Consider the following 25,700-nt stretch of genomic DNA (forward strand, 5'->3'; position numbering starts at 1 on the left):
CCCCCCCCCCCCACCCACCCCCCCCCCCCCCCCCCCCCCCCTCCCCCCCCCCCCCCCCCCCCCCCCCCCCACCACCGTCGTCGCCAGTAGAGTCGTTTCCGCCAGGACCTCAGAAAGGCGAAGACGGTGACGGAACCCGCACGACGCCCGACCATTCGCGATGTCGCGCTGCTCGCGGGTGTCGGGACGAAGACGGTCAGCCGAGTCCTCAACAACGAGCCGAACGTCAGCGCTGCCACCTCGGCGCGTGTGCTCAACGCGGTGTCGCAGCTCGACTACTACCCCGACCTGCAAGCCGGAAACCTCCGCAGGGCCGGCGGCCGAACGAACACCATCGGGCTGCTGTTGAGCGACGTGGCGAACCCGTTCGCCGCGGCGATGCATCGAGCGATCGCCGATGTCGCCGCCGAGCATTCGACCGCGGTGCTAGCCGCAAGCCTGGATGAGGACCCCCGGCGCGAAGAGCTCGCCGTCTCGGCCTTCCTCCGCAGGCGGGTCGACGCCATCATCCTCACCACCGTTCGCGCCAGCCAGGCGTACCTCGTCTCGGCGGTCGGCCGGGGAACACCGGTCGTCTTCATCGACCGGGCACCGATGGGCCTGGAGGCCGACACCGTGACGAGCGCGAACGCGGAAGGCGCAGCGCTGGCGACCCGCCACCTCATCGAGCACGGCCATCGACGAATCGCGTTCCTCGGCGACCACCCCGCCATCCAGACGATGCACGAACGCAAGCGCGGCTTCCTCGAAGAGCTCGGGCGGGCGGGGATTCCCACGACCCACGTGCGAATCGTCGAAGGCCTCACGAACGCGGCTGCGGCCGAGTCGGCTGTCGCGGCACTCCTCGCCGAGGAGGAGCCGCCCACGGCGATCTTCTCCTCGCAGAACATCATCACGGGCGGCGCCACCCGGCAGCTGCACCGCTCGGGGAGGCAGAACACCGTCGCTCTCATCGGCTTCGACGACATCGACCTCGCCGACCTTCTGGTCCCCGGTCTCACCGTCGTCCGCCAGGATCCCAACGCTATCGGCCGGATCGCCGCGGAACGCGTCTTCCTCCGCCTCGACGGGGACGACGAGCCTGCGCGATCCTACGCCGTGCCGGTCAGCCTGATCGAACGAGGTTCCGGGGAGATCGACGCGAGCGCGCGCTAACGCACTCCCCAGGAACCGCTGCGGCCTCGCAGCCACGGCGCCCGCAGCCGACCGACGCTTGCGCGCAGGGCGAACTCGATCGCTGAGCGCTTGGCAGGCGACACGTCCTCGTCCGCTTCGACGCTCGAACCAGGGCAGGATTCTCCCCGGGGCAGACTGTGCGTCACGATGCGCCCATCTTCGAGAACGGGCCGTGACTGCCCGCAATAGTCGCACGTCACAAGCGTGAAGTAGGTCCCCATGCGAGGACGCTACCTCGGCCGTGTTGCCGCCGAATTACGTGCGTGGGTCTGTTTACGCACAGCTGATCACAACCGTCACGAGCCGTTCGACCGCTGCAATCCGCAGGAAACACAACGCCGGTACCGTCGCTGTATGGCTCCGATCTTCAGCTTCCAGGAATGCCGCTCCTGCGGCGAGAGCCATCTCGTTCTCGCGGACGGTCGAATGTCGATCCATTTCAACGCGGGTGGCGACCGCTGTCCAGGATCGGAACGGCTTCGCGATGATCGAGGCGTCACGGCGGCGGAAGCGAACACGGTGGACGCCGAACTTCGTAGAGCCCTGGATCGCATACAGCGATAGCGGAGGAAAGGCGGTCAGAGCACATTTCGGCGCCTCTCGCCTACACTGACCAGCGAGAGCGAGAGAGGCCCCGATGAGCCGGTTGCATCCCTTCACCCTTGGCCCGGGGGCAACTCCGGCGTTGCTCGTGGACGACTCCGAGAGTGTGGGCGAAGGAGCGGTCGCATTGCTTGCCGATCCCGGAGACGATCTCTTCGTCGATCCGTGGTCTGGGGGAACAGTGAGCCGCCTCCGGGGTGTGGGAGCGTGGGTGTCCGAACCGAATTTCCTTTTTTCGGCGCAGGCGAGCGTGGACCTGCGTTCCCGGTTCGACTCGGCAATCCTGCTGGGCTGGGTCAGCGAGTCGCTGTGGTTCAAGGTGTGCCTGGAGCGCGACCCGCAAGGAAGGGCACGCGTGGTGTCGGTCGTGACGCGCGGTACTTCCGATGACGCGAACGGCGCCTACCTGGATCAACCGTCCTCTTGGATGCGTATCGCCCGGGCAGGGTCCGCGTTCGCGCTTCACAGCTCCGCAGACGGCACCGACTGGGACCTCGTGCGCGTTTTTCAGCTCGGAGCCCGACCGGCAGACCGCGTCTTCCTGGGCTGTGCCATCCAATCGCCGACAGGAGACGGTACGCGCGGTTCGTTCGAGCACATCCGCCTTTCACCCACAGCGCTCGGGGATGTCCGTGACGGGTCCTGACGTCCGGACAAGAGTCAGCTGGATGGCCCGGTACACGCATGCGAGGTGGGGGCGGCTGCGCCGACCCCACCTCGCATGGTCTTCAGTTGCACCGGACGCGTTCCCGCGGCCTCAACTCAGAGGACCTGCCAGCTGCTCCCACCTTCTCGCAGGGGCTCACCCGCCTCGTAGGAGAGGTTGGGGCCCGCGGTCCCTCGGTTCATCCGGCGACGAAGCACGAGGAAGAACCACAGGACGGCTGCGAGCTCGAATCCGGCCGTGTACGCTGCGACGGTCCACGAGCTGATCGGAACCGTCATGCACAGGATGATGACCACCGCCCACACCGTTCCGATGACGCACAGCGGGAGCAACCATTTCCCGAGACCGAAGTACTGCGCGGGCGCATCCGGAATGCGGTTGCGCCGCGCGCCGATGATCGTGGCGACGAGAGTCATTCCGTAGGTCACATAGAGCACGACGGAGACCATACCCGTCACCTCGGTGGCGATACCCGCAGACAGGAAGTTGACTCCGATTGCGACGAGGCCGACGAAGATCAGCGAGTAGATCGGCGTCTGGGTGCGAGAGCCGACTGCAGAGAGCAGGCGCGAGAAGGGCAGCATGTTGTCGCGCGCCAGCGAGAAGCTCGTTCGGGCCGCGACCGTCACGTTCGCCAGGAGGCACGAGAACATCGAGACGAACGCGATCCCCTGGACGACCCAGGCTGCCGCGATGCCGAAGTGGCTCTGCACGATCGCCACCATGGGGTTTGTGGAGTCGGAGTTGACGACGTGACCGATGTCACCCTGGATCGCCATAGCGAACACCGCGTACATGAGGAACCCGGCGGCGCCGCTCACGGAGACGGCGCGGATCATGGAACGTGGTGCGGTTCTGCGCGGGTCCTTGGTCTCCTCCGCGAGGTCCGCTGAACCCTCCCAGCCGCCGATGGTCCAGACCGGAAGCAGGAGAGCGGTCGCGATCGCGACGAGATCGACCGGGCTGTGCACGGACGAGCCGACCTGGAACAAGACGGCGGGGCCCTGGATGCCGCGGAAGAAGAACACCCCCAGACCGAGGCCGACCACGAGGAGGACGACGCCGGTGAGCTCGACGATCGCGCCGATGTTGTTGATCCGCGCGGTCAGCGCGATCGACACGATGTTGATCACAACGGCGGCGGTCACGGCGATGGTGGCGAGCAGGATGACGTCGCCCTGCGTCGGGTGCGGCCAGAAGTCCGGCGCGAAGACCGTCGCCAGTGCGACCGCGATGCCGGCGGACCCGATGAATTGGCAGAGGAACGCGTTGTAGCCCGCGAACCATCCGTACCGCAGGCCGACGAGCCTGCTGGCCCATTGATACGCGTATCCGGTCAGCGGCATGCGGACGACGAGGTGCCCGTAGACCAGAGCGAGCAGAAGCACTCCGCCGATCACCGGGATCCACAACCAGATCGCTGCGCCCCCGACGGTCTGGAAGGGCTGCGCGAAGAGGGTGAAGACCGTGGTGATGACACTGATCATCGAGAAGGCCAGGGCGAAGGAGGAGAACCCGCCCACGGAGCGGCTCAGCTGCTCTTTGTAACCGAATTGCGCGAGTTCCCGGTCGTCGCCGGACTGGATATCACTATCGACGACGGCCTCCATCGAGAGTCCGTTGTCTTGTGGTGTGTTGCCGATCGTCATTGATCCCTCCGAGGGTTCGGTTCTGGATTCTTGGATTGATGGGGCTGGTGTGCTGCTCTTCTTTCCGCGTGGCTCGGTCAGTCCATGTACGCGCCGCCGTTCACAGCGATGGCCTCGCCGGTGATGAAGGACGCGTCGTCGGAGAGGAGGAAGGCGACCACTTTCGCGACATCCTCCGGCTGCTCGAGTCGGCGAAGAGGCGTGTCCTGGATGTACAGGTCGCGAACCGCCTCGATCGTGGTGCCGCGGAGCGTCGCCTCCCATTCGAGTTCGCGCGACTGCATCGGTGTCGCGACATAGCCCGGACAGACACTGTTCACGGTGATCCCGTATTCCGCGAGCTCGAAGGCGATCGCCTGGGTGAGTCCGACGACGCCGAACTTCGAGGCCACGTAGTCGGAAAGGAAGGGGACACGCCCCTGCTTGCCGGCCATCGACGCCGTGTTGACGATCCGGCCCGCGCTACCTACGCGCACCATCGCGCGGGCGGCCGCCTGAGCACAGACGAAGACACCCTTGAGGTTGATGTCGAGTGTTTTGTCATAGCGCTCGAGCGGGATCTCGAGAAAACGCTGCATGTACGAGATGCCGGCGTTGTTGACCCAGGCGTCCAGGCCGAGACGGTCGGCGATGTCGTCCGCCACCGCGCGGGCCTGGTCGGCGTCGGTGACATTGAGACGAGCCGCTTCGTGCGCCTGTCCGGCATCGGCGGGAAGCGCCTCGGCCGTTCGGTTCGCCGCCGTCAGGTCGATGTCCGAGACGACGACCTGCCACCCCCGGGTGGCGAGGGTGGTGGCGATCGCACGGCCGATGCCGGATCCGGCACCGGTGACGACGACAGTTCGGGTGTTGCTCATTGGTCCTCCAAGGAACGGGATTATGTGTTCGGTGCTGCTTCGTCCAGGCGGCGAGCCCGTCGCGTTCAACGCGCCCTGCGTGCCAGCCGGTGGGAGATGTGCTCGACGGAATCGCCGAGCTCACGCCAGAGGGGGTATGCCTCGTCGTAGCGGCGGACCTTCTCGGGGTCTGGCACGACAGGTTCTCCCACCTGGGAGAACCTGGTGATGGGCTCGGTCGCGTCGATGGCTCCGGCTCCGATCCCTGCGAGGATCGCGGCTCCGAGGGATGCGCCGGGATGGTCGATGATCGGGTAGACCTCCGTGCCCAGCACCTCGGAGTGGATCTGCTTCCAGAGCGTCGATTTGCTGCCGCCGTTGGTGATCAACGCCCGCTGGAGGGGGATGCCCAGCTCCCGGAAGACCTCGGTGTGGTGTCGGAACCCGAAGGCGATGGCCTCCAGGACCGCTCGATAGAGGTCGCCACGCGTGTGACCCAGGTGCAGGCCGGCGAAGGTACCGCGCAGGTCGGGGTCGTGGAGCGGGCTCTTCTCGCCCAGGAAGTACGGCAGGCAGAGGAGGTCAGCGGGCTCTCGATCGGTCGCCTCGCGCTCCAGTGTGGCTACGTCGACGTCGCCGATGAGGGTCTGGTACCAGCGGATCAGGCTTCCGCTCGTCGCCATGCAGCCGTTCGGCAGCCAGCGCCCGGGAACGGGGTGAGCATCCAGGTATAGTCGCTCGTCGATCTTCATCTCGTTCGATGCGGCGAGGATGTCACCGGCGCCTCCGAGCTTGATCAGCCAATCGCCGGGTTCCGCGATGCCCGCGGCATACGCCGAGAGCACGTGGTCTGCCCCGCCGACGATGAGCGGCGTGCCCACAGGCAGTCCCGTTGCTTCGGCTGCTGCAGCGGAAAGCCCTCCGGCTCGCTCTCCCGGCCGGAGGATCCGAGGGAGCTGGCCCACTTCGACGCCCGACGCGGCGAGCACCTCGGGAATGGGTTCGCCACCGATCGTGAAGAGCCCGGACTCGATCGCCCAGTTCTGCTCGACGTGCGGCTCGGCGCCGAGCGCGATGAGGGCGTAATCGTACGATCCGACGAGAGTGCGTGTGTTCCGCCACGCGTCCGGCTCGTTGCGGCGCAGCCAGAGCGCCTTGGGTCCGACGGACTGCTGCGTGATCGACGATCCCGACTTGGCGAGGACGTCGGCCGACTCTGTCGCCCCTGCGACTTCGCGGACTTCAGCGGTGGCGCGCGAGTCGTTCTGAAGCATCGCGAACCGGATGGGACGCGATTCCGCGTCCAGTGCGATCACCGCCGGGACCATTCCCGACGTCGAGAGGGCGAGGACCTCGCCGGAGTGGACCCCAGCCTGCGCGAGGACCTCGCGCACGGATTCGTGGATGTTCGACACCCACCGGGCAGGGTCCGCCTCAGCAGCGCCCACCCTGGGCGAGTGGAGGGCGACGGACCTCGACGCGACCGCCGCGATCCGGCCGTCGAGATCCAGCAGAGCGGTCTTGGTCCCCGTGGTCCCGATGTCGATTCCGATGGTGTAGCGCTTGCGCATCAGATGTCCTTCTGGAGCGCGGCTGGTGCCGCAACATGGATGACCGCGATGCCGCGTTCTTCGGCGGCGAGCAGCGTCGTGTCGTCGTGTCCACCGTCAGACACGATCGTGTCGATCGCGTCGAGTCCGCACACCCGGACGAGGCGCACCTGGCCGAGCTTGCTGGCATCGACAGCGGCGATCACTCGCTCCGCCGAGGAGATGGCGATCTCTTTCACTGCGCTCTCACCTCGGTGGTACTCGGTCGCGCCGGTGCTGGCGAGGCCGCCGACGCCCATCACATAGGTGTCGCAGTTGTAACCGGCGAGGCTGCGCTGCGTCTCCGGTCCGATGAGGCTGAGCTCCTTCGGCCTCACTTCGCCTCCGAGCAGAAGCACCGTGGTGTCCGGCTCGTCTGCCAGTTCCATCGCGACGAGGATGCTGGGTGTCACGACCGTTAGCTGAAGGTCTCTTCCCGCAACGGCTCGCGCCACCGCGAGTGCCGTGCTCCCGCTGTCGAGGATCACCGTCTCGCCCTTGCGCAGCTGACCGACCACCGCTTCGGCGATGTGCGTCTTCTCTCTGGCGGCAGACAGAGCGCGCGCCGAGAAGCTCGGCTCAGTCGCGCGACCCGCGTACGCGATCGCCCCGCCCGCCACGCGACGGACCACGTCGCGCTCTTCCAGCGTGTCCACGTCGCGGCGGATCGTCATTTCCGACACATCGAACTCGTCGGCGAGGGACGCGAAGTCGACCTCCCCGGCCGCAAGGATGCGCGCTTCGATCAGTGCGCGGCGCTCGGTTGCTTTCATGAGCGTCATCATCACACACGATGTGAATGCTTCACAAGATGGCGACAACTATGTGGCAGATTCTCGTGATTTACTGCATGATATGTTCAGAATTCACACTAAGGACGAATGAGAGGGACGAGATGGCCAACTGGATTGAGGAACTTTTCCCGGTTCCCAAGCCCGTTATCGCGATGCTGCACTTGGCTGCCCTGCCGGGAGATCCCGGTTACGACAGCAAGGCGGGCATCCGCGCGATCGTCGATCGGGCGAAAGAGGAGCTCGACGCTCTGCAGAGCGGCGGGGTCGACGGCGTCATGGTCTCGAACGAGTTCAGTCTGCCGTACCTGACCAAGACCGAACCGCTGACGGCCATCTCGATGGCGCGCATCATCGCGGAGTTGCTGCCAGATATCGCGATCCCGTACGGCGTCAACGTGCTGTGGGACGGTCGCGCCTCGATCGACCTGGCAATGGCCACGGGAGCGCAGTGGGTGCGCGAGATCTTCACAGGTGTCTACGCCAGCGACTTCGGACTCTGGAACACCAACATCGGCGAAGTAGCACGTCACCGGCACCGGATCGACGCCGACCACGTCAAGCTGTTGTTCAACATCGTCCCAGAGTCGGCGAGCTACCTCACCGACCGCGACCTCACATCCATCACCAAGACAACGGTGTTCGCCACCCTGCCCGATGGCATTTGCGTGTCCGGACCCACCGCAGGCGCGGCGACAGACATTGCGACACTCGAGACGGTCAAGCGTGCCGCAGGCGACGTTCCCGTCTTCGTGAACACGGGCGTGCGCGCGGAGAATGCTGCGACTCAGCTGGCGATCGCCGACGGCGCCATCGTGGGCACCTACTTCAAACACGACGGTGTGTTCGAGAACCGCGCCTCGGAGCCGCGCGTGCGTGAACTCATGCAAGCGGTCGCGGAAGTCCGCCAGCCGACGGCCGTGCGTTCTTAGAAGGCCGCACCCGAGGGGAGACCCCGGAACCCGCCACCGGGGTCCGGGGTCTCCGCACTCCATGGCGACGACCCTGACGTCGAACCGCTTGGTGCGCACCCACGAAGGCGGCGACATCCGGGGTGTCCCGGCGGTTGGGGGCGCCAACCGCCACCACCTGGTGATCGCCACTGCCTGGACGTGCCGGGCCTTCAGCTCGGCAGATTGGCGCCACCGACGGCGACGTCCGCCGGGTCTTCGGGAGCGTCGCCGGTGCCGACCACCCCACGCTGCACCTGCGCCTTCCCGAAGAAGAGGGAGGCGACGAGTGCGCCGGCCAGGAAGGTCGCGGCGGCGAACGCGGCCGTCGCTGCGGCCCCGGTGAAAGCGTCCGCCGCGATGCGGCCGATCGCAGCGGTCGGCCCGTGGTCGAGGAGTCCGGGGATCGCCGCGCCGGCACTGTCGGTGACCGCGGAGACGACCCGTGTCCGCTCCGCGGGATCGAGAGCGGCCAGCCCGTCGCTCAGGTGTGCATTGAGCGAGCTGAACAGCAGTGTTCCGAGCACCGCGACGCCGAGCGCGGAGCCGACCTGCCGTGAGGTGCTCTGCGTCCCCGATGCGCGGCCGCTCTCTTCCACGGGGACGTCGGCGAGCACCACGTTCGTGATCTGCGCACTCGCGAGCCCGAGACCGAGGCCGTACACGAAGAGGATGGCGGCGATCGCGAGCCATCCCAGGTCGCTGGGCAGCAGGACGCCCAGCAGCAGCAGCGCGATCAGCTCGAGCGCGACACCCAGCCGCAGGATGGCGACCGGCGAGAGGCGGCGTGACAGCTCGCTCGCCGCTCCGCTGGCGAGGAAGGAGCCGATGGCGAGCGCCAGCAGGATGAGCCCGGTCTGCAATGCGTCGTAGCGCAGCACGTTCTGGAGCCAGAGCGGCAGGATGAACAGCAAGCCGAGCTCCCCGAGGCTGATGATCATCGCGACGATGTTGCCGTTGCGGAACGACGCGATCGAGAAGAGCTCGAGCGGCAGCATGGTCGCCTTGCCGCGCTTGGTGCGGCCGCGTTCCCATTCGATGAATGAGATCAGCGCAAGCGCCGCCACCAGGAAGAAGAACGGCGTCGGCGAAATAGCCAACGGCCACGTCCACGAGCCGAGCTCGATCGTGCCGTTCGTGGCCCACCAGCCCAGCTCCCGCCCCTCGATGAGACCGTAGACCAGCGATCCGGTCGCGATGACGGAGAAGACCGCGCCGACGACGTCGAACCGCGTCCGCTCCGAGGAGGCCGACTCCGTCACGGTGAAATACGCGCCGATGATCACGGCGATGCCGAAGGGGACGTTCACCCCGAACGCCAGCCGCCACGAGAAGTCGGTAGTCAGCCAGCCGCCGAGCAGCGGGCCGATAGCCGCCATCCCGCCGATCGTCGAGCCCCAGATCGCGAACGCGATCGCGCGCTCGCGTCCTCGGAAGGTCGCATTGATCAGAGACAGCGTGGTGGGTAGCACCATGGCGCCCCCGATGCCCTGCGCGACGCGAGCCCCGATGAGCAGCTCCCCGCTGGTGGAGAATCCCGCCAGAATCGAGGCCGCGGTGAACACCGCCAGGCCGATGATCAGGAGCCTGCGGCGGCCGATGCGGTCGGCGAGGGTGCCGAAGAGGATGAGGAGCGCAGCGAAGACAAGGGTGTACGACTCCTGCACCCACTGGACCTGGGTTGAGTTGATCTTCAGGTCGTCGACGATCGAGGGGATCGCCACGTTGACGATCGTGCTGTCGACGATGATGCGCGAGACGGCGATGCTGATGAACAGCAGCCCGAACCAGCGGGTGCGTGATGACATGGCGTCATACTATACCGACACAGTGTCGGCATGATCGAACATCGGCACAGGGAGGATAATTGCCGGATGCCGAAGATCTCCGCTCCGACCGTCGCCGAGCACCGCGCCGCGCAGCGCGCGGCACTGCTGGCCGCGACCGAACAGCTCCTGGTCGAGGTCGGCCTGGCCGGGGTCACCCCGCGGGCGGTCGCCGAGCGCGCGGGGCTGGCCCGCTCGAGCTTCTACGAGTACTTCAGTTCCCGCGACGACATTCTGACCGCGGTGGCGCTCGCCTCCTTCGACCGCTGGTCGGCCGAGATCGACGAGGCCCTGAGCGCTGTCCCAGCGTCCGATCGCCTCCGCGCCTATGTCGAGGCGACGATGCGCATGACCGCAGACGGCAAGCATGACATCGCCGCCACCCTCCAGCAGGCCGAACTCTCGCCGAGCAGGTACGAGGACATCATGGCCCTGCACACCACGCTCCTCGACCCCGTCGCCGCACTGCTCCGGGAGGCCGGGGTGGGCGACGCCGAGAACCACGCCATCCTGGTCCAAGGGCTACTGAATGCTGGGGTCCAGCTCGTCACGCACGGTACCGATCCGGACGCCGTGACGGCACTGATCGCCGATCTTCTCGTGAAGGGACTGCCCTCCGACACCCCGATTTGAGATCGAGCGAAGTTTGGTGACAGACTGTCGGTAACTTACCGACGCACTGTCGGTATGTCATCTCTCTCCTCAAGGACGTGTCATGTTCCTCGCTCTGCGCGAACTCCGGTTCGCTCGAGGCCGCTTCACGCTGATGGGCATCGTGATCGCGCTGATCGCGGTGCTCGTCCTGCTGCTGTCCGGCCTCTCCTCTGGCCTCGTCAATGACGGTGTCTCCGGCTTGAAGTCCATGCCGGCCACGGCGTTCGCCTTCGACAAAGGCACCATCACCGACAACGCCTTCAGCCGGTCGTTGGTCGACCGCGAACAACTGAACGCGTGGCAGAACGCCGACGGCATCGCCAAGGCCGAGCCGCTGGGCGTCAGCATCGTCAACGGCGTCACCGACGCGAAGAAGCAAGTGGACCTCACGCTGTTCGGGGTCGAGTCGCGCGGCTTCCTCTCCCCCGCTGTCTCCAGCGGAAGCCGTCTGTCCGGGCCGGCGGGCATCGTGGTGTCGGAGACGGCGAAAGACGCGGGCATCGAACTCGGCACGCGAGTGAAGCTCGACCGGACGAACGTGGAGCTGACGGTCGTCGGCTTCACTGAAGGCCAGTCGACGTTCGGGCACGTGGACGTCGCCTACCTGCCCATCGATACGTGGCGGCTGATCGCCTCGAACACCGCCCCGCCCGGCGCACCGACGCAAGCCACCATCGACGCAGTGAACTACAACTACTCCAGCGTCGTCGCCGTCAAAGCGAAAGACGCCGTCGCCCCGGACTTCACCGCGATCGACAAGGCTGCCGGTACCATGACGATGACCCGCACCGCAGCGTTCAACGCCTCCCCTGGCTACGAGGCCGAGACGATGACGCTGACGATGATCCAGGTCTTCCTCTACGCGATCTGCGCGCTCGTCGTCGGCGCGTTCTTCACCGTGTGGACCATCCACGAGATCGCCGTGCTGCGCGCCGTCGGCGCCTCAACTGGCTACCTCCTGCGCGACAGCCTCACCCAGGGCGTGATTCTCCTGGTCGGCTTCACCGCCATCGGCGTCGCAGCCGGCGTCGGAATGGGCGCACTCATGCCCTCCGCCATGCCCTTCGACCTGGAGGCCGGCCCGATCGCGCTCGCCTCCGCACTCACCATCATCCTCGGCGTCATCGGAGCCGGAATCGCTGTGCTCCGCATTTCCAGAGTCGACCCGATCAACGCCCTCGGAGGCCAGCGATGACCGCTCACACCAGCACCCCCGCCCTGGAGATCGTGGGCGCACGCCTCGAGCTCGGCGACGGCGACGCACGGGTCACCGCGCTCGACGATGTTTCGCTCACCGTCCACCCCGGAGAATTCGTTGCGATCGTCGGCCCCTCCGGCTCGGGCAAGTCGTCCCTTCTGGCGATCGCCGGTGCGCTCGGCAAGCCGGACAGCGGCACGGTGCGGGTCCACGGCACCGACATCACAGCGCTGAGGAAGGGCGCTGCGGCCCGGTTCCGTCTCTCGACGATCGGTTTCGTCTTCCAGGCCGGCAACCTGCTGCCCGCTTTGACTGCCACCGACCAGCTGCGCCTCACCGCGCGACTTGCGGGCAATCGGGACGCGGACCCTTCGCGGCTGCTCGGCGCGGTAGGCATGAGGCACCGCGCCAAGAACCGACCCGCGCAGCTCTCCGGCGGCGAGCGGCAGCGCGTCGGCATTGCCCGGGCGCTGGTCAACGACCCGACCCTGCTGCTGGTCGACGAGCCCACCGCCGCCCTCGACCGCACCCGGAGCCACGAGGTCGTCCAGCTCCTCGCCGAGCGCGCCCACGCATCCGGCGTCGCCGTCATCATGGTCACCCACGACCGCGACGTGCTCGGCTACTGCGACCGAATCCTCGAAATGACCGACGGCCGTCTCCAAGAACTCGTCCCCACCGCCTGAGGCCCCTCCAGCCGGAATCAGCGAGAGCGCAGGCCGATCGCGACGACTGTCAGGGCCAAGCCGAGGGCTAGTCGGGTCACTCCGGCTCACATGGAAGGAGCCGACCGCCCTCCAAGGCGGCCGGCTCCCGGTCTGCTGTCGTACCTAGCGCTCCCTGTTCGCACTCACTTCTGAGCGGTCGGGTTCGCGGCGCTCTTGTCGATCCCGTACTTCTCGAGGATCGTGGCGAGCTTTCCCGTGCTGCGCAGCTCCGTGATGTAGGCGTCCAGCGCGGCGCCGAGCTTCGTGTTCGACTTCGCGAACGGGAAGTTCGTCACGGACGGAGTGCTGGTTGCGGGCACCGGGGCGAACGGCACGATAGTCGTGTAGGAGAGCTTGGTGCCCGGGTTCTGCTTCAGACGGTAGGCGGCCTCGTTGACGGCCATCAGCGCGACGTCGATCCGCCCATTCATCAGGTCCTGGAAGACGGCGTCGGGCGACTGGTACAGCTTGACGTTGTCGCCTCCCCACTTGACCATGTCGTCGGACCACAGGTACCCCTGAGTCGTGCCGATGGTCTTGCCCTTGTAGTCCCCGATGTCCTTCGTGGGGTGGATGCCGACGAGGACCGCGGGGTCGGAGTAGTCCGGCTGGGTCTGACCCACGACCTTCGCCCGCGCGGCGGTCCGGTACCAGCCACCGGCTGCGACGTCTGCCTGACCACCGGAAACGGCTTGGATGACGCTCGCGGCCGGAAGCACGTTCACCGTGGTCGTCAAGCAGTTGGCGGCCGCAAAACTCGCGAGGATGTCACCATCGACGCCGCCCATCTTGTTGTCGGTGTATGTGAACAGCGGCGGGTAGTCCGGACCTGCGATCGTGAGCGAGCCCGAGTTGAGGGTGCTGAACGTGCTTTTCGGGGTGCATTTCGTATCAGCGGTGGATCCGGAGCTGCCGCTGGCGCAGCCCGCGAGGATGAGGACGCTGACGCTGGCACCGATGAGGGCGGCCACTGCTCGGGATGTGCTGTGTTTCATGATCTCTCCTGGGTTGTGACGAGGTGGTGCTTGGTTCGGCTGATTCGGGCGCGGACAGTACGACGGTTGGCGAGGTAGTCGGAGAAGAGCGAGGCGGGAATGGAGATCGCCGCATAGACCAGCGCGGCAAGACCCAGCAGCGAGAAGTATTGAAAGTTCTGCACGGCGAGGGTGTATGCGCGGCTGAGCAGCTCCGGCACGGCGATCGCGAAGGCCAGGGACGTGGCCTGGAAGTAGATGATCGCCCAGCCGAGCAGAGGTGGCGCCACGATTCTCGCCGCCTGCGGAAGGACGACTCGGAAGAACTCGTCGGCAGCGGGAAGACCCAGCGCCCGAGCAGCCTCACGTTGCCCCGGTGGCACGGCATCCAGCCCCGACCTGATGGCCGCGCAGGAGTAGGCGGCGAAGCTCAGCCCGAGAGCGAGTGAGGCGGAGGTGAACGCGTCGATGCCGAGGTGCACCTGAGGCAGGCCGAAATACACGAGATAGAGCAGGACCAGGGCGGGGATCCCTCGAGAGATCTCCACGATCGAGGTGACGGTGTAACGGAGAGCGCGGCTGCGGCTGCCCAGGCCGAGGGCGAAGATGGTGCCCAACGGTAGGCCGATGAGCAGAAGCGCTCCGGTGAGCTCGACGCTGACGAGCAGCCCCGGCATGAGGTCCAGCAACCACGACCACCAATTGTCATCATGCACGTCCGGCACCCCACTTCCTCGCGATCGCGTCCCCCGCCCAGCGGCCGAACATGCCGACGGGGATGCTGATGATGAGGTAGACCAGACCGGCGGCGGCGAAGATGGTGAGCGCATCCAGCGATCGCCGGCTCAGACCCAGGGCGATCGTCGTGATGTCCTGAACGCCGATGACCGAGGCGACCGCGCTGTCCTTGAGCAGGCCGATGAAGTACGCGATCGCAAGCGGCAGCGACGTCATCGTGGCCTGGGGGGCGATCACCGTGCGGAAGGCGGCTGTGGAGCCGATGGACAGAGCGGCCGCGGCTTCTCGCTGACCGGCCGGCACGGCATTGAGACCCGCCCGGTAGATCTCAGCCAGGTAGCCCCCGGAGATCAGGCCCAGCCCCACGACCGCCGCCGCGAAGCTGGAAGGCCGAAGACCGAACTGGTTCAACCCGAAGAAGAGGACGAACAGCCACGCGATCGGCGGGATGCCACGAACGACTTCGATGTACGAGCCCGCGAGGAATCGCAGCGACGGAAAACGCGATACTCGCGCGATGGATACCGGAAGAGCGATCACCGCGCCGAGCAGGAAACTGGCGGCCGTCAGCGTCAGTGTCGTTCCGATGCCCGAGAGCAGAGCGGAGACGTAGCCGAGGAAGGTCATCGATCGATCACCGCACTGAAGAACTGGCGGGTCCGTGCGTGGTCCGGGTCGCGGATGATCTTCGCCGGGGAACCTTCTTCGACGATACGTCCGTCGGCCATGAACACGACCCGATCGGCGACGTCTTCGGCGAAATGCATCTCGTGCGTGACGACGAGCATCGTCATGCCCTCGTCTGCGAGCTCCCGCATGACAGCAAGCACTTCGACGCCGAGTTCCGGGTCCAGGGCCGACGTCGGCTCGTCGAACAGCATGACCTCCGGGTCGAGGGCGAGCGCGCGAGCGATGGCGACGCGCTGCTGTTGGCCTCCGGAGAGCTGAGCTGGCTTCGCGTCGGCGCGCGACCCCAGGCCGACGCGCTCGAGGAGGCTGATGCCGCGTTCTCTGGCTTCGGCCTTCGACCGACCGAGCGCCCGCGTCTGAGCGAGCATCACGTTCTCGAGCGCCGTCAGGTGGGGGAACAAGTTGAAGGACTGGAAGCACATACCGACCTTTCGGCGCAGCAGCATGAGGTCTCGGCTGCGAACCTGGGATCCGTCTCCGGAGAAGACCTGTGTGTCGCCGATCGCGATCCGCCCTGCGTCAGGGACCTGCAAGAGGTTGAAACAGCGCAGCAGCGTGCTCTTGCCTGATCCGCTGGGCCCGATGATCGCGACGACCTCGCCGCGATCCACAGCGAGCGTGACTCCCTTGAGGACCGTGACTCCCGAGAACTGGACCTCGATGTCGTCCGCCTCGATCAGGGTCTTGCCGCGCGGAATGCTCCGGATGGCGGCGGTCGCGGTCGACTCGTCCTCGCCAAGAGGCGTGGTGTCGTCGAGTGGTGTCATGAGCGTCTCCCTCAATGCGGTGCCGATGTGCACCGCCGGCGGACCGGTTGCCGACCTGTCATCGATCTGCGTTGATCTCGTTTTGCGATCGTAAAATGCCCGGAAGGCCCGCGTATCTCGGACGATGTCCGATAATTCCGGCCTGCTTTCGGCCGATTACCAAGAACCCTCGTTCACGCGCCTCGGAGGCGTTTCCCGTGCCCCCGGTGTGCGCCGTGGCTCACCGACGGTTGCCGCGAGCGAAGCCGCCACCACGACCGCGATGGCGACTGTTTGCATCCACGTCAGCGACTGAGCGAGGAAGACCCAGCCGACGATCGCCGCAATGACGGGCTCGAGGCTGGCGAGCACACCGTACGATCGCGAACTCAGCCTGCGCATCGCCGAGAACTGCAGACTGTAGGGAATCACCGTCCCGAGGACAGCCACACCCAGAATCGTGACGACCGCCGACGGCTCCGCCAGGAGCGCGACGGACCGGCCGATGCTGAAGGGCGCCAGCACCAGGGCGCCGGCGCAGGTTCCGGCGGCAAGAGCGCCGTGGCCGGGGATACGGGTGCTGATGCGCCGGCCCACGATGATGTAAGCGGCCCAGCATGATCCCGCTGCCACCGCGAAGAACACTCCGAGAAGGTCGAGAGGCGCACCGTTCAGACCCATGCCGTCGAGCCCGAGAACGACGACAGCGGCCGCCGCCAGGAGCACCCAGAGCAGGTCCTTGAGCCGCTTCGTCGCTACAGCGGCGACAGCGAGCGGACCGACGAACTCGATCGTCACGGTCAGGCCGAGCGGAATGCGCGAGATCGCCGCGTAGAAGAACCCGTTCATCCCAGCGACCGCGACACCGAAAAGAACCACCGAACACCCGGCGCGGAAGCCCCACCTCCAGGGCTTCGGCCCGTAGAGCGCGACGAGCACCAGTCCAGCCAGTGCAAGGCGCAGAGCTGCGGTGGCCTCGGAACCGAACGTCGCGACCAGCGGGACGGCCAGGGCGGCACCGCCCTGGATAATCGCGCACGCCGCGACGATCATTGCGGCTCCAGCAGCGGCGCCGGAGCCGAATCGTGGAATCATCTGAATGGTTCGGCTGCCATCACCGCTTTTTCCTGGAGCATCACATGCTTGTAGCGGGAGTAGTCGTCGATCGACATTCCGGAGAGCTCCTTGCCGTATCCGGACCCGTCGAAGCCTCCGAACGGCATCTCCGGGACCGTCCACAGGTGGGTGTTGATCCAGACCGTGCCGAAATCGAGTTCGCGGCTGAAGCGCTGGGCCGCGTTGATGTCGTCCGTCCACACGCTTGCCGAGAGACCGTAGGGGACGTCGTTGGCCCACTCGAGCGCCTGGTCGGCGGAGGCCGCGCGCTGCACCGTGACGACGGGGCCGAACACCTCGCGCTGGATGATTTCCGAGGACTGGCTCACGTCGGTGAGGAGCGTCGGTTCGAAGAAGTAGCCCGGGCGATCGAGCTCGTGCCCACCGAAGACGACCCGGGCGCCATCGGCCGTCGCCCGCTCCACGAATCCGGCAACCCGGTCGCGTTGCCTGCGGGAGACGAGCGGGCCCATCGTGGTGGCCTCGTCGAGGGCCGACCCGACGACGATGGCCCGCGCGTGCGCGACGTAGCGCTCGAGGAATTCGTCGAAGACAGCATCGTGGACGATGAGACGGCACGCCGCCGTGCAGTCCTGGCCCGAGTTGACGAATCCGGCGGCGGCGAGATACTGCGCCGTCGCGTCGACATCGACATCGTCGAGTACGACGACCGGCGACTTCCCGCCGAGCTCCAGATGGACGCGCTTCAATGTGACCGCCGCACCGGTCGCCACGGCGACCCCGGTGCCGACATCGCCGGTGAGAGACACCATCCTGACGGCTGGATGGTCGACGATCGCCCGTCCGGTCGTCGCGTCGCCGAGGACGAGGTTTGCGACACCTTCCGGCAGGATCTCCGCCATGAGCTCGAACAAGGTGACGGTGGTCAGAGGTGTCAGCTCAGACGGTTTGAGCACGACCGTGTTGCCGGCCGCCAGCGCGGGCCCCAGCTTCCAGACCGCCTCGAGCAGCGGATAGTTCCACGGGGTGATCAGACCCACGACGCCGATCGGTTCCCGCTCGACGCGTGAATGGAGGCCCTCGGCGAAGGTGCCTGTCCCGGTCCCGTGGCTCGTGCGCGCCGCCGCCGCATAATAGCGGAAGGTGTCCGAGATGCCGGCGATCTCCGCCTTCGCGTTCGTGATCGGTTTTCCGACATCGAGCGACTCGAGATACGCGAAGCGATCGGAATGCGCGTCGATCGCATCGGCGATGGCGGACAGCGCCGCAGCACGCACAGCGGGGGTGGAGCGCCGCCAGGAGGTCGACGCCGCCCTTGCCGCCGCCACTGCCTCGTCCACGTCCACGGCGGTGGCGATCGGGAGCGTCGCGATGGGGACTCCCGTGCTGGGGTCGAAGACCTCGATCGATTCCCTCTCGGCGGCGACCCCGGTCCGTCTGCCACCGATCACGTGCCCGAGAGCGGGAATGGTGGTCTGCGTGATGCTCATGCGTTGTCCTCCCTCACCAGATCCGCGGCCCGCATGCCGATCATGATGATGGTCATGTTCGGGTTCACGCGAACGATCTCCGGCATCACGGAACCGTCGACGACCCGGAGTCCGTTCACCCCCTTGACCCGGAGTCGCTCGTCGACGACCACGTCCGGATCGTCGGGGTCGCCCATCTTCGCGGTGCACATCGGGTGGTAGACGGTGTTCGAATACTTCCGGGCGTGAGCACCGAGCTCCTCGTCGCTCTGATACTCGGGACCCGGCACGATCTCCCGGACGATCCAGTCCCTCAATGCGGCCGTGCCGGCGAACCTACGCGCGACCTTGATGCCCGCGACGAGTTTCGCCTCGTCGGCGTCCTGGTCGTCGGTGAAATAGCGCGGGTCGACGAGCGGCTTGTCCCGGTAGTCGGCGGATGCGAGACGCACGGTGCCACGACTGGCCGGCCGGGCGACATTGGGTGCCAGGGTGAGCGCGCGGTCGGCATGCACGAGGTCGGTGAAGGGCGGCGCGTCCAGCCAGTAGTTGAGGTGGCCGACCGTGAACTGCGTGTCGAAGTCCTCGTCGCCGCCGAGCGACGCGTACACGCCGAGGTCGAGCCCGTTGATGCTCTCTCCCGGGTCCTTCGAGATCTCCCAGGTGACCGGGGTCTCGATGTGGTCCTGGAGGTTCGAGCCGACGCCGGGGAGGTCGACCTTGACCGCGATGCCGTGCGTCTCCAGGTGTTCCGCGGGTCCGATACCGGACAGCATCAGCAGCTTGGGGGTGTCGATGGCGCCCGCACTGACGATCACTTCTCGACGGGAGAAGAAGGAGCCGTGGTCGGTCTCCACACCGATCGCCCTGTCGCCGTCGAAGAGGATCTTCGTCGCCAACGTCTCGAGCTGAAGATGCAGGTTGGCGGGAAGCTCAGCCGACGGGAACAGGTACGCCTGGGCGGTCGAGAAGCGTTTGCCCTCGTGCTCGTTCATGGAGACCCACGAGATCCCCTCGCCGTATTCACCGGCGGTGTTGTCGATCTCCGGGATGTTCAGCTCGGCCGCCGCGTCGACGACCGCGTTGGACAGGGCCGCCGTCTTCGCCACGGGGTGGACGCGCATGTCCGAGAGGACCCGTTCGAAGTAGGGGGCGGTGCTCGCGGCGTTCCAGCCAGCCGCGCCGAGCGCCTCCCAGCGGTCCATGTCGGCGTCCGGCGCCCGGAGCGCCCAGGCGTCGTTGTGGGAGCTGCACCCGCCGAGCATCTTCGCGCGGCTGATGCGCAGCAGCGAATTGCCGCGCTCCTGTTCGACCAGAGGGTAGTCGTAGTCGTACTTCGGATCGCCGGTCAGGCCCAGGGATTCACCGAGGTAGACCACTTTCGGGTCGTCTTCGTACGCCGGGCCGCCCTCGATCAGGAGGACGTCGACGGCGGGATCGTCTGCGAGGCGCCGGGCGAGGACCGCACCGGCACTGCCGCCTCCGACGATCAGATAGTCGTATTCGGCGCGTTCAGTCGAACTCATGGCTGCTTCTCGCCTTTCTGCTGCTGGAGGAATCCGGCTGCTGGTGGGGGTGTCAGGTCGTCAAGCGCTCGAGGTGCTCACGCAGCTCGGGCCAGACGTCGGTCCGCACGAAATACCCGGAGTCGGCGTCCTTCACGCACGCCACGTGCCTGGTCGAGACGGATGAGACGGTGCGCTCGGTGTTCTCCGAGCGCCAATCGGTGGTGAAGACGAACTCGGTGTCTCGCAAATCGCTGACCGCGACGGTGACCGAAAGGGCCTCCCCGAGCCCGGCGCTTGCCGGGTACTCGGCCCACGACGACCGCACAGGGAGGCCGCGCCCGCTCGCGAACAAGGTCTCGAGGGGCATGCCGGCACTGCTCAGCCATCGGGTGAACACCTCTTCGTGCCAGCGGAAGACGTTGCCGAAGTAGAGCACTCCGGCGGCGTCCACATCCCCCAGCACGACCATGCGACCGGTCACCAGTGCACAGCCACGCCGGGCACGATCGGATCGAGGTGCCTGCCCCACCGCACCTCGGTGAGGTCGATCTCCGGCTCGATTCCGCGGATGAGCTGGCTGACGAGTTTGCCGGTCATCGGGCCGGACGAGTTGCCGAAGACGTGCCCCGCGGCCACGATCAGCCCGGGCGACGCCTCGTCGATGATCGGCACCATGTCCGAGGTGAACGGCAGGACACCCGCCCAGATGCGATCGATCGGCGCATCCTTCAGGCCGGGGAAGTCGTCGCCGATGTTCTCGGCGGTCGCACGGATGCCCGAGAGCGTCGGCGAGAGATCCACGTCGGAGGGGTAGTCCATCGGGCAGCCGAGAAGGATCTCTCCGTTGGCGCGCTGCGCAGCGAGGGTGAGCATCCACGACCCGGTCTCGATCTCGATCGGTGAGAGGAAGGCCTGCTCGTCCCACGAGGGAAGTACCCGGAACAGCTCGTACTGCTTGGCTGTCAGGGGTCCGTAGACCACGGGCCGGATCTGCTGGGGAAGCGGCTTGGTGGCGATGACCTGCAGCCGTTCCCGCCCGACGCGGGCGTCGACTCCGCTCGCGGCCATCAGCTTCTCGGTCCACGCGCCGGATGCGACCACGACATAGTCGGCGAAGAACATCCCCTGGGCCGTCTTCACGCCGACGACCCGCTCGCCGTCGTAGATCAGCTCGAGCACGGGCTCGTGTTCACGGATGACGGCGCCGGCCTGCCGTGCCCCGGCAGCGAGTGCGGCGACGACGGTGGGGGTGTTGATCTGCGCATCGTTCGCACAGAAGCTCGCACCGAGCACGTCTTCCCGGATGGGCTTGACCAGCTCACGAACGGCCTTGTTGTCGATGAGCTCCATGTCGAGTCCGTCCGCACGCCGGGCGGCGACGAACTCCTCGAAGACCGGAGCCTGGCGTTCGTCGGTGAAGTAGATGAGTCCGCCGTCGGCACGGAACTCGAACGGGATCGGCAGATCTTCTTTGAGATTGTCGTAGAGCTTGCGGCCGGCGAACGAGACGTCGAGCGCCCATCCCGTGTTGCGGCAGTGCAGCCACACGAAGCCGGGATTGCGGCCGGATGCGCCGTAGCCGATGGTCTCTTGCTCGAACAAGGTCACATCCAGGCCCTCCCGCGCGGTGAAGTACGCAGTGGATGTGCCGACAAGGCCCCCGCCGATGACGATGACAGACGTGCTCATGATTCTTCCTTTCGTTCAGACGTGGGTGCCGGAGAAATACGGGGCGACCTCTGCGGCCTCGACGGGGTCATGGTCCTCGAGGATCTGGTAGTAGCCGGCGCGCGAGATCCTGTACATGCCCCTGGCGTCCAATTGGGCGAAGAGCTCCGCAGATTTGACCGCCAAGACGTTGGGGTTGATGACGGAGAGCTCGTTGAGTCGTGCGTCACCATTCATCGCAGCGAGCTCGTAGCACGCGGAGACGATGGTGCACCCGATGATGACGGTCTCCGCTCCGGTCCGCTGCATGACGTCCAGCACTTTCGCGTACGTGTCGTGGGCGACGGCTGCGGGATCGAGGACCATGTCGTCGACGAACCAGCCGACCGATTCGACGGAGACGCAGTTGGCCTCGGCGCCATAGACACGGATGGTGTCCTTCAACATCGGAACCGCCTTATGGTGATCGGTCACCACGGCGAAGCGGTGGCCGAACGGCCGGGCGAGCCCGACTGACGACTCGAGAGGGCCGATCACCGGAATGGAGACCAGTTCGCGTGCTTCGGTGAGCGCCGGGTCGTAACAGCATCCGATGACCACCGCATCGAATCCGTCCTCTTCGGCCTGCTTCACCGCACGAAGGATCTCGACCTGCACCAGTTGCTTGGGCGCGTAGTAGTCGAGGTTGCGCGGGCCCGCGGTCAGATGACGGATCTCCAGCTCGGTGTCGGGGAGGAGCGCGCCCTGCAGGACCGTTCCGATGATCTCGTCGTACGCATCGGTTCCGAATGGGTTCAGAAAGCAGATCTTCATCGAGGTCCTTCGTCGGTTGGTCGGGAGGCTTGAGACGACTCTAGGAACCGTGCCCCGCCCGATCCATAGGAGTAGTTACGAGCAAACTGCCGGGGAGCCGTGAGGGTTACAACGTGGGCTGTTCATCCACCCAGGCCGCGGCAATGTCCGACAGCGTGCCGAAGTAGACACCGCCATGGCCCGCGACGTACTCCAGGAATTGCTCGAACATCATGAGGTGGTGGGCTCGCCCGATGGTCTGGGGATGCACGGTCAGCGCGAACACTCCGCCCGGGACGCGCTCGTACGCGAAGTCGAACGAGTCCTTCCACCGCTGCAGGACGTCGCCGGTCGACGCCATGCCGACACTGCGAGGGAGGTTCTCCAGCGGCGGGAAATCGTCGAGGTACCACGAGACCGGGATCTCGATGATCGGCGACTCTGGCCCGAATCGGTTCCCGTTCTCGCGATCCTGCACCACGACCGGGCGCGGCCGATAAACCTCGAAGTCCCGGCCCATCAGCGAGGAATCCCAGACGAACTCGAATTCCTCCAACAGTCCGAGTGTCGCATCCGAGAAGTCCCACGCCGGCGACCGATACCCGAACGGACGTCGGCCGAGGAGCCGTTCGTGCTGGCTGATCTGGAGTTCGAGCAGGCGGCGCTCTTCGTCCACGTCCAGCTTGTGGATCGGTTCGTGGTAGACGCCATGGGCAGCGATCTCGTGTCCGGCCTGGAGGATGCGATCGCACTGTTCCGGGAACGTCTGAAGAGTGTGGGTAGGCGTGCACCACGTCGTCGTGATGCCGTACCGCCCGAAGGCGTTCAGTACACGGTCGACGCCGACGAGCGCGCCGAATTCGCCGCGTGAGAGAAAGCTCGGCGTCGCGACGCCGAACGTCCCCATCCAGACGCTCTGGGCGTCGAAGTCGGAGGAGATGGACACGGCGAGACGCTTGCCCTCGGGCAGTCGCAGCGGCACGACTCAGATCCAATCCCGGCTCGGCCCGGCCTTCGCCAGGCGCGTGCCGACCAGGTCCGTCAGGACCGCGTTGGAGCCCTCCCCCGCGATGAACAGGGCCGAGTCCCTCAGGAAGCGCGAGAATTCGAGGTCTTCGACGTACGCCCAGCCGCCGCCGAGCTCCATACCGGCCAGCGCGGCGTGGATGGCGGCGTCGCCTGCCGCGACCTTGGCCGATGCGGCCTCGATGTCGCGCCTGCCGCCGGCCTGCTTGGCGCGGGCGGCGGCCAGCGTCAGTGCCTTGGCGGCGGCGATCTCGATGGCGACAGCCCCGAGGCGCGTGCGGACCGTCGGCTTGTCGATGAGCGCCGTCCCGAACGCTTCGCGCTCGCTCGCATAGGACACGGCGTTCCAGAACGCGCTTCGAGCAACGCCGACCGCCGCGGCCGCGACAGCGATCCGTCCGACCTCGAGCCCGTCCATGACCTGTCGGAATCCGTGGCCGGGGACTCCGCCGATGAGGCGGTCGTCCGGCACCATGATGCCGTTCACGGACAGCTCGACGGTTTCGATGCCACGCGAGCCGAGCTTGTCGAGTCTGCGGTCGACCGTCCACTCCCCCGCCTGGAGCAGGAAGAGACTGAGACCGCCGGCACCGCTTCCCGGCGTCGGATCCGTTCTCACCAGGATGAGAAGCAGGTCGCTGTTCGCGGCGTGGGTGATCAGCGCTTTCCGGGCGCGGATCAACCACCCGTGCTCCACCCGTTCGGCTGTGGAGTGGATCTGCTGCAGGTCGGAACCAGCGTGGGCCTCGGTCAGCGCCAGAGCGGCGATGGCGGCGCCTGTCTCGAGCGACCCGGTCCATCGCGCCCGCTGAGCGGCCGTCCCGTAGTTCTTCACTGTCCACACGCTCGTCGAGTGCGCGTTGACGACAGGGACGAGGCTGAGCCACCCCCGGCCGATCTCCTCAAGGGCGAGCGCGTACGTCTCGAGATCACGTGTGCACGCGTCGAACAGGTGGAGCTGGCGGAGCCGGCTCACCAGATCCGCGGGGTACTCGCCGCGCGCGTCCCGACCGTGCACATCGTCGAGTTCGCTGTCCACGAAGGCGGTGATGGCGTCGAGGAAGTCCTGATCAGCGAGAGAGGCCCGACCCTGGTCACTGAGATTCGCGTGCATCAAGGAGCCCCGTCTCTGAACACCGGCTCCGCGAGCGCTTCGCGGTCGCGAGCGAACGGTTCCAGCGGAATGGTCGGGTCCTCCCCCGCGACGAGCTGCGCCATCAGCTCACCCGCGAGGGGGCCGGAAGCGGTGCCGGCGACGTGGCCCGAATTGACGTACAGCCCGTCGACCTTGTCGATGATCGGCAGCCGGTCGGCCGTGACTCCGACGAGTCCTGCCCACAGACCGGTGACGCCCAGCGTCCTGAAGGACGGATCGCGGCGCTGGAGCGACTGGATCATCAGCGAGGTCGCCTCCACCGTGATGTGGGGGTTGAGGGACTGAGCCGCGTCGTGGGTGTGGCCGATGATGATGTTGCCCTCGGCGTTCTGCGTGACGATGTCCTCGTAGGTGAGGTGCGAGCCCTCCTCCAGGCCCGGCGTAGCGAACAGTGTCGGCTCGAAGCTGGGCAGGGAGCTCAGCGCTCCGAAGTTCTTGACGCCGCCCGGGCCGCGTGTGACGACGTGAACCTGCCGCGGCACGGCCTGCGTCATGAGCATCCCGACCCGGATGGGGGTGATGGGAAGATCGATGCCTTCCGAAGACAGCGTGGAGGCCCAGGCGCCCGTGCACCAGACGACCCCGCCGGCGGCGATGTCACCGCGCACCGTGCGGACGCCGGTCACGGCGTCTCCGTGTCGGGTCATGCCGAGAACGGGCGTGTTCTCGTAGATGCGGACGCCGCGACGTTTGCAGGCGTCGCCGAGAGCGCGCGTGAATTTCGCTGTGTTCACCTGAGCGTCGTCGCCGCTGAACACCGCGCCGATCGCGGACGCCGGAACCCCGCTCGACAGCTTTCTCGCCTCGGCGGCGCTGATCAGCTCAGCTTGGACCCCGTGCTCATGACGGTCGGCCACATAGTCGGCGAAGACCTTCTGCTGGTCCTCGGTCTCGAAGTAGATGAGGCCACCGTCCCGCCGGAGCTCGAACGTGTCACCCAGATCGTCGAGGAACCGCTCGTAGAGCTCGGCACCCTGGCGTGCGAGCTGAAGTTCGGTGCCGCCGCGCACGGTCTGCACCCAGATGCCGCCCGAGTTGCGCCCTGATGCCCCGAACGCGGTGAACCGCTGCTCGACGACGAGGACGTCGAATCCGCGCTGCTTCAGCGCGTGCGCCGTCGTCAATCCGACGATGCCGCCCCCGACGACGACGATATCTGCCTGGTCAAGAACCATTCCGGACCTCCGCTGGCCGCCCCACTGTGATTCTC

At 66.7% G+C, this 25,700-nt stretch carries 24 protein-coding genes; 6 read left to right on the forward strand and 18 right to left on the reverse strand.

Annotated elements, in window-relative coordinates; all coding sequences use genetic code 11:
• Positions 1-126: 126 nt before the first annotated feature.
• Both AC1ROW_RS20565 and AC1ROW_RS20570 read left to right on the forward strand, forming a co-directional pair.
• Complete coding sequence (locus AC1ROW_RS20565) at positions 127-1,155, forward strand: LacI family DNA-binding transcriptional regulator (RefSeq protein ID WP_493021348.1); 1,029 nt, start codon at positions 127-129, stop codon at positions 1,153-1,155.
• Between the two features lie 658 nt (positions 1,156-1,813).
• A complete protein-coding gene (locus tag AC1ROW_RS20570; protein WP_493021350.1) occupies positions 1,814-2,425 on the forward strand; it encodes a DUF1349 domain-containing protein in 612 nt (203 codons plus the stop codon).
• A 116-nt stretch (positions 2,426-2,541) separates the two neighbouring features.
• On the opposite strand, the gene AC1ROW_RS20575 is transcribed toward AC1ROW_RS20570, so the two are convergent.
• The 4 genes from AC1ROW_RS20575 to AC1ROW_RS20590 form a co-directional block, all read right to left on the reverse strand.
• Positions 2,542-4,095 carry an amino acid permease gene (locus AC1ROW_RS20575; RefSeq protein ID WP_493021352.1) on the reverse strand — a complete coding sequence of 518 codons (1,554 nt, stop codon included), beginning with the start codon at positions 4,093-4,095 and terminating at the stop codon, positions 2,542-2,544.
• Positions 4,096-4,172: 77 nt separating this feature from the next.
• Positions 4,173-5,021 carry an SDR family NAD(P)-dependent oxidoreductase gene (locus AC1ROW_RS20580; RefSeq protein ID WP_493021354.1) on the reverse strand — a complete coding sequence of 283 codons (849 nt, stop codon included), beginning with the start codon at positions 5,019-5,021 and terminating at the stop codon, positions 4,173-4,175.
• Positions 5,018-6,502 carry an FGGY-family carbohydrate kinase gene (locus AC1ROW_RS20585; protein WP_493021356.1) on the reverse strand — a complete coding sequence of 495 codons (1,485 nt, stop codon included), beginning with the start codon at positions 6,500-6,502 and terminating at the stop codon, positions 5,018-5,020. Before AC1ROW_RS20585 ends, AC1ROW_RS20580 begins: the two co-directional genes overlap by 4 nt.
• A complete protein-coding gene (locus AC1ROW_RS20590) occupies positions 6,502-7,293 on the reverse strand; it encodes a DeoR/GlpR family DNA-binding transcription regulator (RefSeq protein WP_493021358.1) in 792 nt (263 codons plus the stop codon). Before AC1ROW_RS20590 ends, AC1ROW_RS20585 begins: the two co-directional genes overlap by 1 nt.
• A 122-nt stretch (positions 7,294-7,415) precedes the next feature.
• On the opposite strand from AC1ROW_RS20590, the gene AC1ROW_RS20595 reads away from it, so the two are divergent.
• On the forward strand, positions 7,416-8,243 hold the full coding sequence (locus AC1ROW_RS20595; RefSeq protein WP_493021360.1) for a BtpA/SgcQ family protein: 828 nt from the start codon (positions 7,416-7,418) through the stop codon (positions 8,241-8,243).
• 191 nt (positions 8,244-8,434) lie between these two features.
• Here AC1ROW_RS20595 and AC1ROW_RS20600 read toward each other — a convergent pair whose 3' ends face one another.
• On the reverse strand, positions 8,435-10,069 hold the full coding sequence (locus AC1ROW_RS20600; protein WP_493021362.1) for a DHA2 family efflux MFS transporter permease subunit: 1,635 nt from the start codon (positions 10,067-10,069) through the stop codon (positions 8,435-8,437).
• Positions 10,070-10,135: 66 nt separating this feature from the next.
• Here AC1ROW_RS20600 and AC1ROW_RS20605 point away from each other — a divergent pair, with 66 nt between their 5' ends.
• From AC1ROW_RS20605 to AC1ROW_RS20615, 3 genes are all read left to right on the forward strand, one after another.
• Positions 10,136-10,720 (forward strand): TetR/AcrR family transcriptional regulator, encoded by a 585-nt coding sequence (locus AC1ROW_RS20605; RefSeq protein WP_493021364.1) that lies wholly within the window; start codon positions 10,136-10,138, stop codon positions 10,718-10,720.
• 82 nt (positions 10,721-10,802) lie between these two features.
• The gene (locus tag AC1ROW_RS20610; RefSeq protein ID WP_493021366.1) at positions 10,803-11,936 is read left to right on the forward strand and encodes an ABC transporter permease; all 1,134 of its coding nucleotides are present in this window, start codon (positions 10,803-10,805) and stop codon (positions 11,934-11,936) included.
• Positions 11,933-12,625 carry an ABC transporter ATP-binding protein gene (locus tag AC1ROW_RS20615; protein WP_493021368.1) on the forward strand — a complete coding sequence of 231 codons (693 nt, stop codon included), beginning with the start codon at positions 11,933-11,935 and terminating at the stop codon, positions 12,623-12,625. Before AC1ROW_RS20610 ends, AC1ROW_RS20615 begins: the two co-directional genes overlap by 4 nt.
• A gap of 164 nt (positions 12,626-12,789) precedes the next feature.
• Here AC1ROW_RS20615 and AC1ROW_RS20620 read toward each other — a convergent pair whose 3' ends face one another.
• From AC1ROW_RS20620 to AC1ROW_RS20680, 13 genes are all read right to left on the reverse strand, one after another.
• Entirely contained in the window at positions 12,790-13,641 is an 852-nt protein-coding gene (locus AC1ROW_RS20620; protein ID WP_493021370.1) for a substrate-binding periplasmic protein, read from the reverse strand.
• A complete protein-coding gene (locus tag AC1ROW_RS20625; protein ID WP_493021372.1) occupies positions 13,638-14,336 on the reverse strand; it encodes an amino acid ABC transporter permease in 699 nt (232 codons plus the stop codon). Before AC1ROW_RS20625 ends, AC1ROW_RS20620 begins: the two co-directional genes overlap by 4 nt.
• Positions 14,329-14,985, reverse strand: a complete 657-nt coding sequence (locus AC1ROW_RS20630) for an amino acid ABC transporter permease (RefSeq protein WP_493021374.1) — start codon at positions 14,983-14,985, stop codon at positions 14,329-14,331. The genes AC1ROW_RS20625 and AC1ROW_RS20630 overlap by 8 nt, the downstream gene beginning before the upstream one ends.
• Entirely contained in the window at positions 14,982-15,815 is an 834-nt protein-coding gene (locus tag AC1ROW_RS20635; protein WP_493021376.1) for an amino acid ABC transporter ATP-binding protein, read from the reverse strand. Before AC1ROW_RS20635 ends, AC1ROW_RS20630 begins: the two co-directional genes overlap by 4 nt.
• A gap of 156 nt (positions 15,816-15,971) precedes the next feature.
• On the reverse strand, positions 15,972-16,847 hold the full coding sequence (locus AC1ROW_RS20640; protein WP_493021378.1) for an EamA family transporter: 876 nt from the start codon (positions 16,845-16,847) through the stop codon (positions 15,972-15,974).
• Between the two features lie 38 nt (positions 16,848-16,885).
• Positions 16,886-18,361 carry an aldehyde dehydrogenase family protein gene (locus tag AC1ROW_RS20645; protein ID WP_493021380.1) on the reverse strand — a complete coding sequence of 492 codons (1,476 nt, stop codon included), beginning with the start codon at positions 18,359-18,361 and terminating at the stop codon, positions 16,886-16,888.
• A complete protein-coding gene (locus AC1ROW_RS20650) occupies positions 18,358-19,866 on the reverse strand; it encodes a GMC family oxidoreductase (protein WP_493021382.1) in 1,509 nt (502 codons plus the stop codon). Before AC1ROW_RS20650 ends, AC1ROW_RS20645 begins: the two co-directional genes overlap by 4 nt.
• 52 nt (positions 19,867-19,918) lie before the next feature.
• Complete coding sequence (locus AC1ROW_RS20655) at positions 19,919-20,329, reverse strand: acyl-CoA thioesterase (protein WP_493021384.1); 411 nt, start codon at positions 20,327-20,329, stop codon at positions 19,919-19,921.
• Positions 20,326-21,537 carry an NAD(P)/FAD-dependent oxidoreductase gene (locus AC1ROW_RS20660; RefSeq protein WP_493021386.1) on the reverse strand — a complete coding sequence of 404 codons (1,212 nt, stop codon included), beginning with the start codon at positions 21,535-21,537 and terminating at the stop codon, positions 20,326-20,328. Before AC1ROW_RS20660 ends, AC1ROW_RS20655 begins: the two co-directional genes overlap by 4 nt.
• A 15-nt stretch (positions 21,538-21,552) precedes the next feature.
• Positions 21,553-22,329 carry an aspartate/glutamate racemase family protein gene (locus tag AC1ROW_RS20665; protein WP_493021388.1) on the reverse strand — a complete coding sequence of 259 codons (777 nt, stop codon included), beginning with the start codon at positions 22,327-22,329 and terminating at the stop codon, positions 21,553-21,555.
• Positions 22,330-22,435: 106 nt separating this feature from the next.
• Positions 22,436-23,290 (reverse strand): polysaccharide deacetylase family protein, encoded by an 855-nt coding sequence (locus tag AC1ROW_RS20670; RefSeq protein ID WP_493021390.1) that lies wholly within the window; start codon positions 23,288-23,290, stop codon positions 22,436-22,438.
• 3 nt (positions 23,291-23,293) lie between these two features.
• The gene (locus AC1ROW_RS20675) at positions 23,294-24,448 is read right to left on the reverse strand and encodes an acyl-CoA dehydrogenase family protein (RefSeq protein WP_493021392.1); all 1,155 of its coding nucleotides are present in this window, start codon (positions 24,446-24,448) and stop codon (positions 23,294-23,296) included.
• Positions 24,448-25,665: an NAD(P)/FAD-dependent oxidoreductase gene (locus AC1ROW_RS20680; protein ID WP_493021394.1), complete on the reverse strand. Its 1,218-nt coding sequence runs from the start codon at positions 25,663-25,665 to the stop codon at positions 24,448-24,450. Before AC1ROW_RS20680 ends, AC1ROW_RS20675 begins: the two co-directional genes overlap by 1 nt.
• Positions 25,666-25,700: the final 35 nt, after the last annotated feature.

It is taken from the genome of Leifsonia sp. GW821-FHT13C09 (assembly GCF_058806435.1).

Coding starts and splice junctions, on each gene's coding strand:
- AC1ROW_RS20570 (WP_493021350.1), top strand. CDS start 1,814: ATGAGCCGGTTGCATCCCTTCACCCTTGGCCCGGGGGCAACTCCGGCG.
- AC1ROW_RS20575 (WP_493021352.1), bottom strand. CDS start 4,095: ATGACGATCGGCAACACACCACAAGACAACGGACTCTCGATGGAGGCC.
- AC1ROW_RS20585 (WP_493021356.1), bottom strand. CDS start 6,502: ATGCGCAAGCGCTACACCATCGGAATCGACATCGGGACCACGGGGACC.
- AC1ROW_RS20590 (WP_493021358.1), bottom strand. CDS start 7,293: ATGAAAGCAACCGAGCGCCGCGCACTGATCGAAGCGCGCATCCTTGCG.
- AC1ROW_RS20595 (WP_493021360.1), top strand. CDS start 7,416: ATGGCCAACTGGATTGAGGAACTTTTCCCGGTTCCCAAGCCCGTTATC.
- AC1ROW_RS20600 (WP_493021362.1), bottom strand. CDS start 10,069: ATGTCATCACGCACCCGCTGGTTCGGGCTGCTGTTCATCAGCATCGCC.
- AC1ROW_RS20605 (WP_493021364.1), top strand. CDS start 10,136: ATGCCGAAGATCTCCGCTCCGACCGTCGCCGAGCACCGCGCCGCGCAG.
- AC1ROW_RS20610 (WP_493021366.1), top strand. CDS start 10,803: ATGTTCCTCGCTCTGCGCGAACTCCGGTTCGCTCGAGGCCGCTTCACG.
- AC1ROW_RS20615 (WP_493021368.1), top strand. CDS start 11,933: ATGACCGCTCACACCAGCACCCCCGCCCTGGAGATCGTGGGCGCACGC.
- AC1ROW_RS20620 (WP_493021370.1), bottom strand. CDS start 13,641: ATGAAACACAGCACATCCCGAGCAGTGGCCGCCCTCATCGGTGCCAGC.
- AC1ROW_RS20630 (WP_493021374.1), bottom strand. CDS start 14,985: ATGACCTTCCTCGGCTACGTCTCCGCTCTGCTCTCGGGCATCGGAACG.
- AC1ROW_RS20635 (WP_493021376.1), bottom strand. CDS start 15,815: ATGACACCACTCGACGACACCACGCCTCTTGGCGAGGACGAGTCGACC.
- AC1ROW_RS20640 (WP_493021378.1), bottom strand. CDS start 16,847: ATGATCGTCGCGGCGTGCGCGATTATCCAGGGCGGTGCCGCCCTGGCC.
- AC1ROW_RS20645 (WP_493021380.1), bottom strand. CDS start 18,361: ATGAGCATCACGCAGACCACCATTCCCGCTCTCGGGCACGTGATCGGT.
- AC1ROW_RS20650 (WP_493021382.1), bottom strand. CDS start 19,866: ATGAGTTCGACTGAACGCGCCGAATACGACTATCTGATCGTCGGAGGC.
- AC1ROW_RS20660 (WP_493021386.1), bottom strand. CDS start 21,537: ATGAGCACGTCTGTCATCGTCATCGGCGGGGGCCTTGTCGGCACATCC.
- AC1ROW_RS20665 (WP_493021388.1), bottom strand. CDS start 22,329: ATGAAGATCTGCTTTCTGAACCCATTCGGAACCGATGCGTACGACGAG.
- AC1ROW_RS20675 (WP_493021392.1), bottom strand. CDS start 24,448: ATGCACGCGAATCTCAGTGACCAGGGTCGGGCCTCTCTCGCTGATCAG.
- AC1ROW_RS20680 (WP_493021394.1), bottom strand. CDS start 25,665: ATGGTTCTTGACCAGGCAGATATCGTCGTCGTCGGGGGCGGCATCGTC.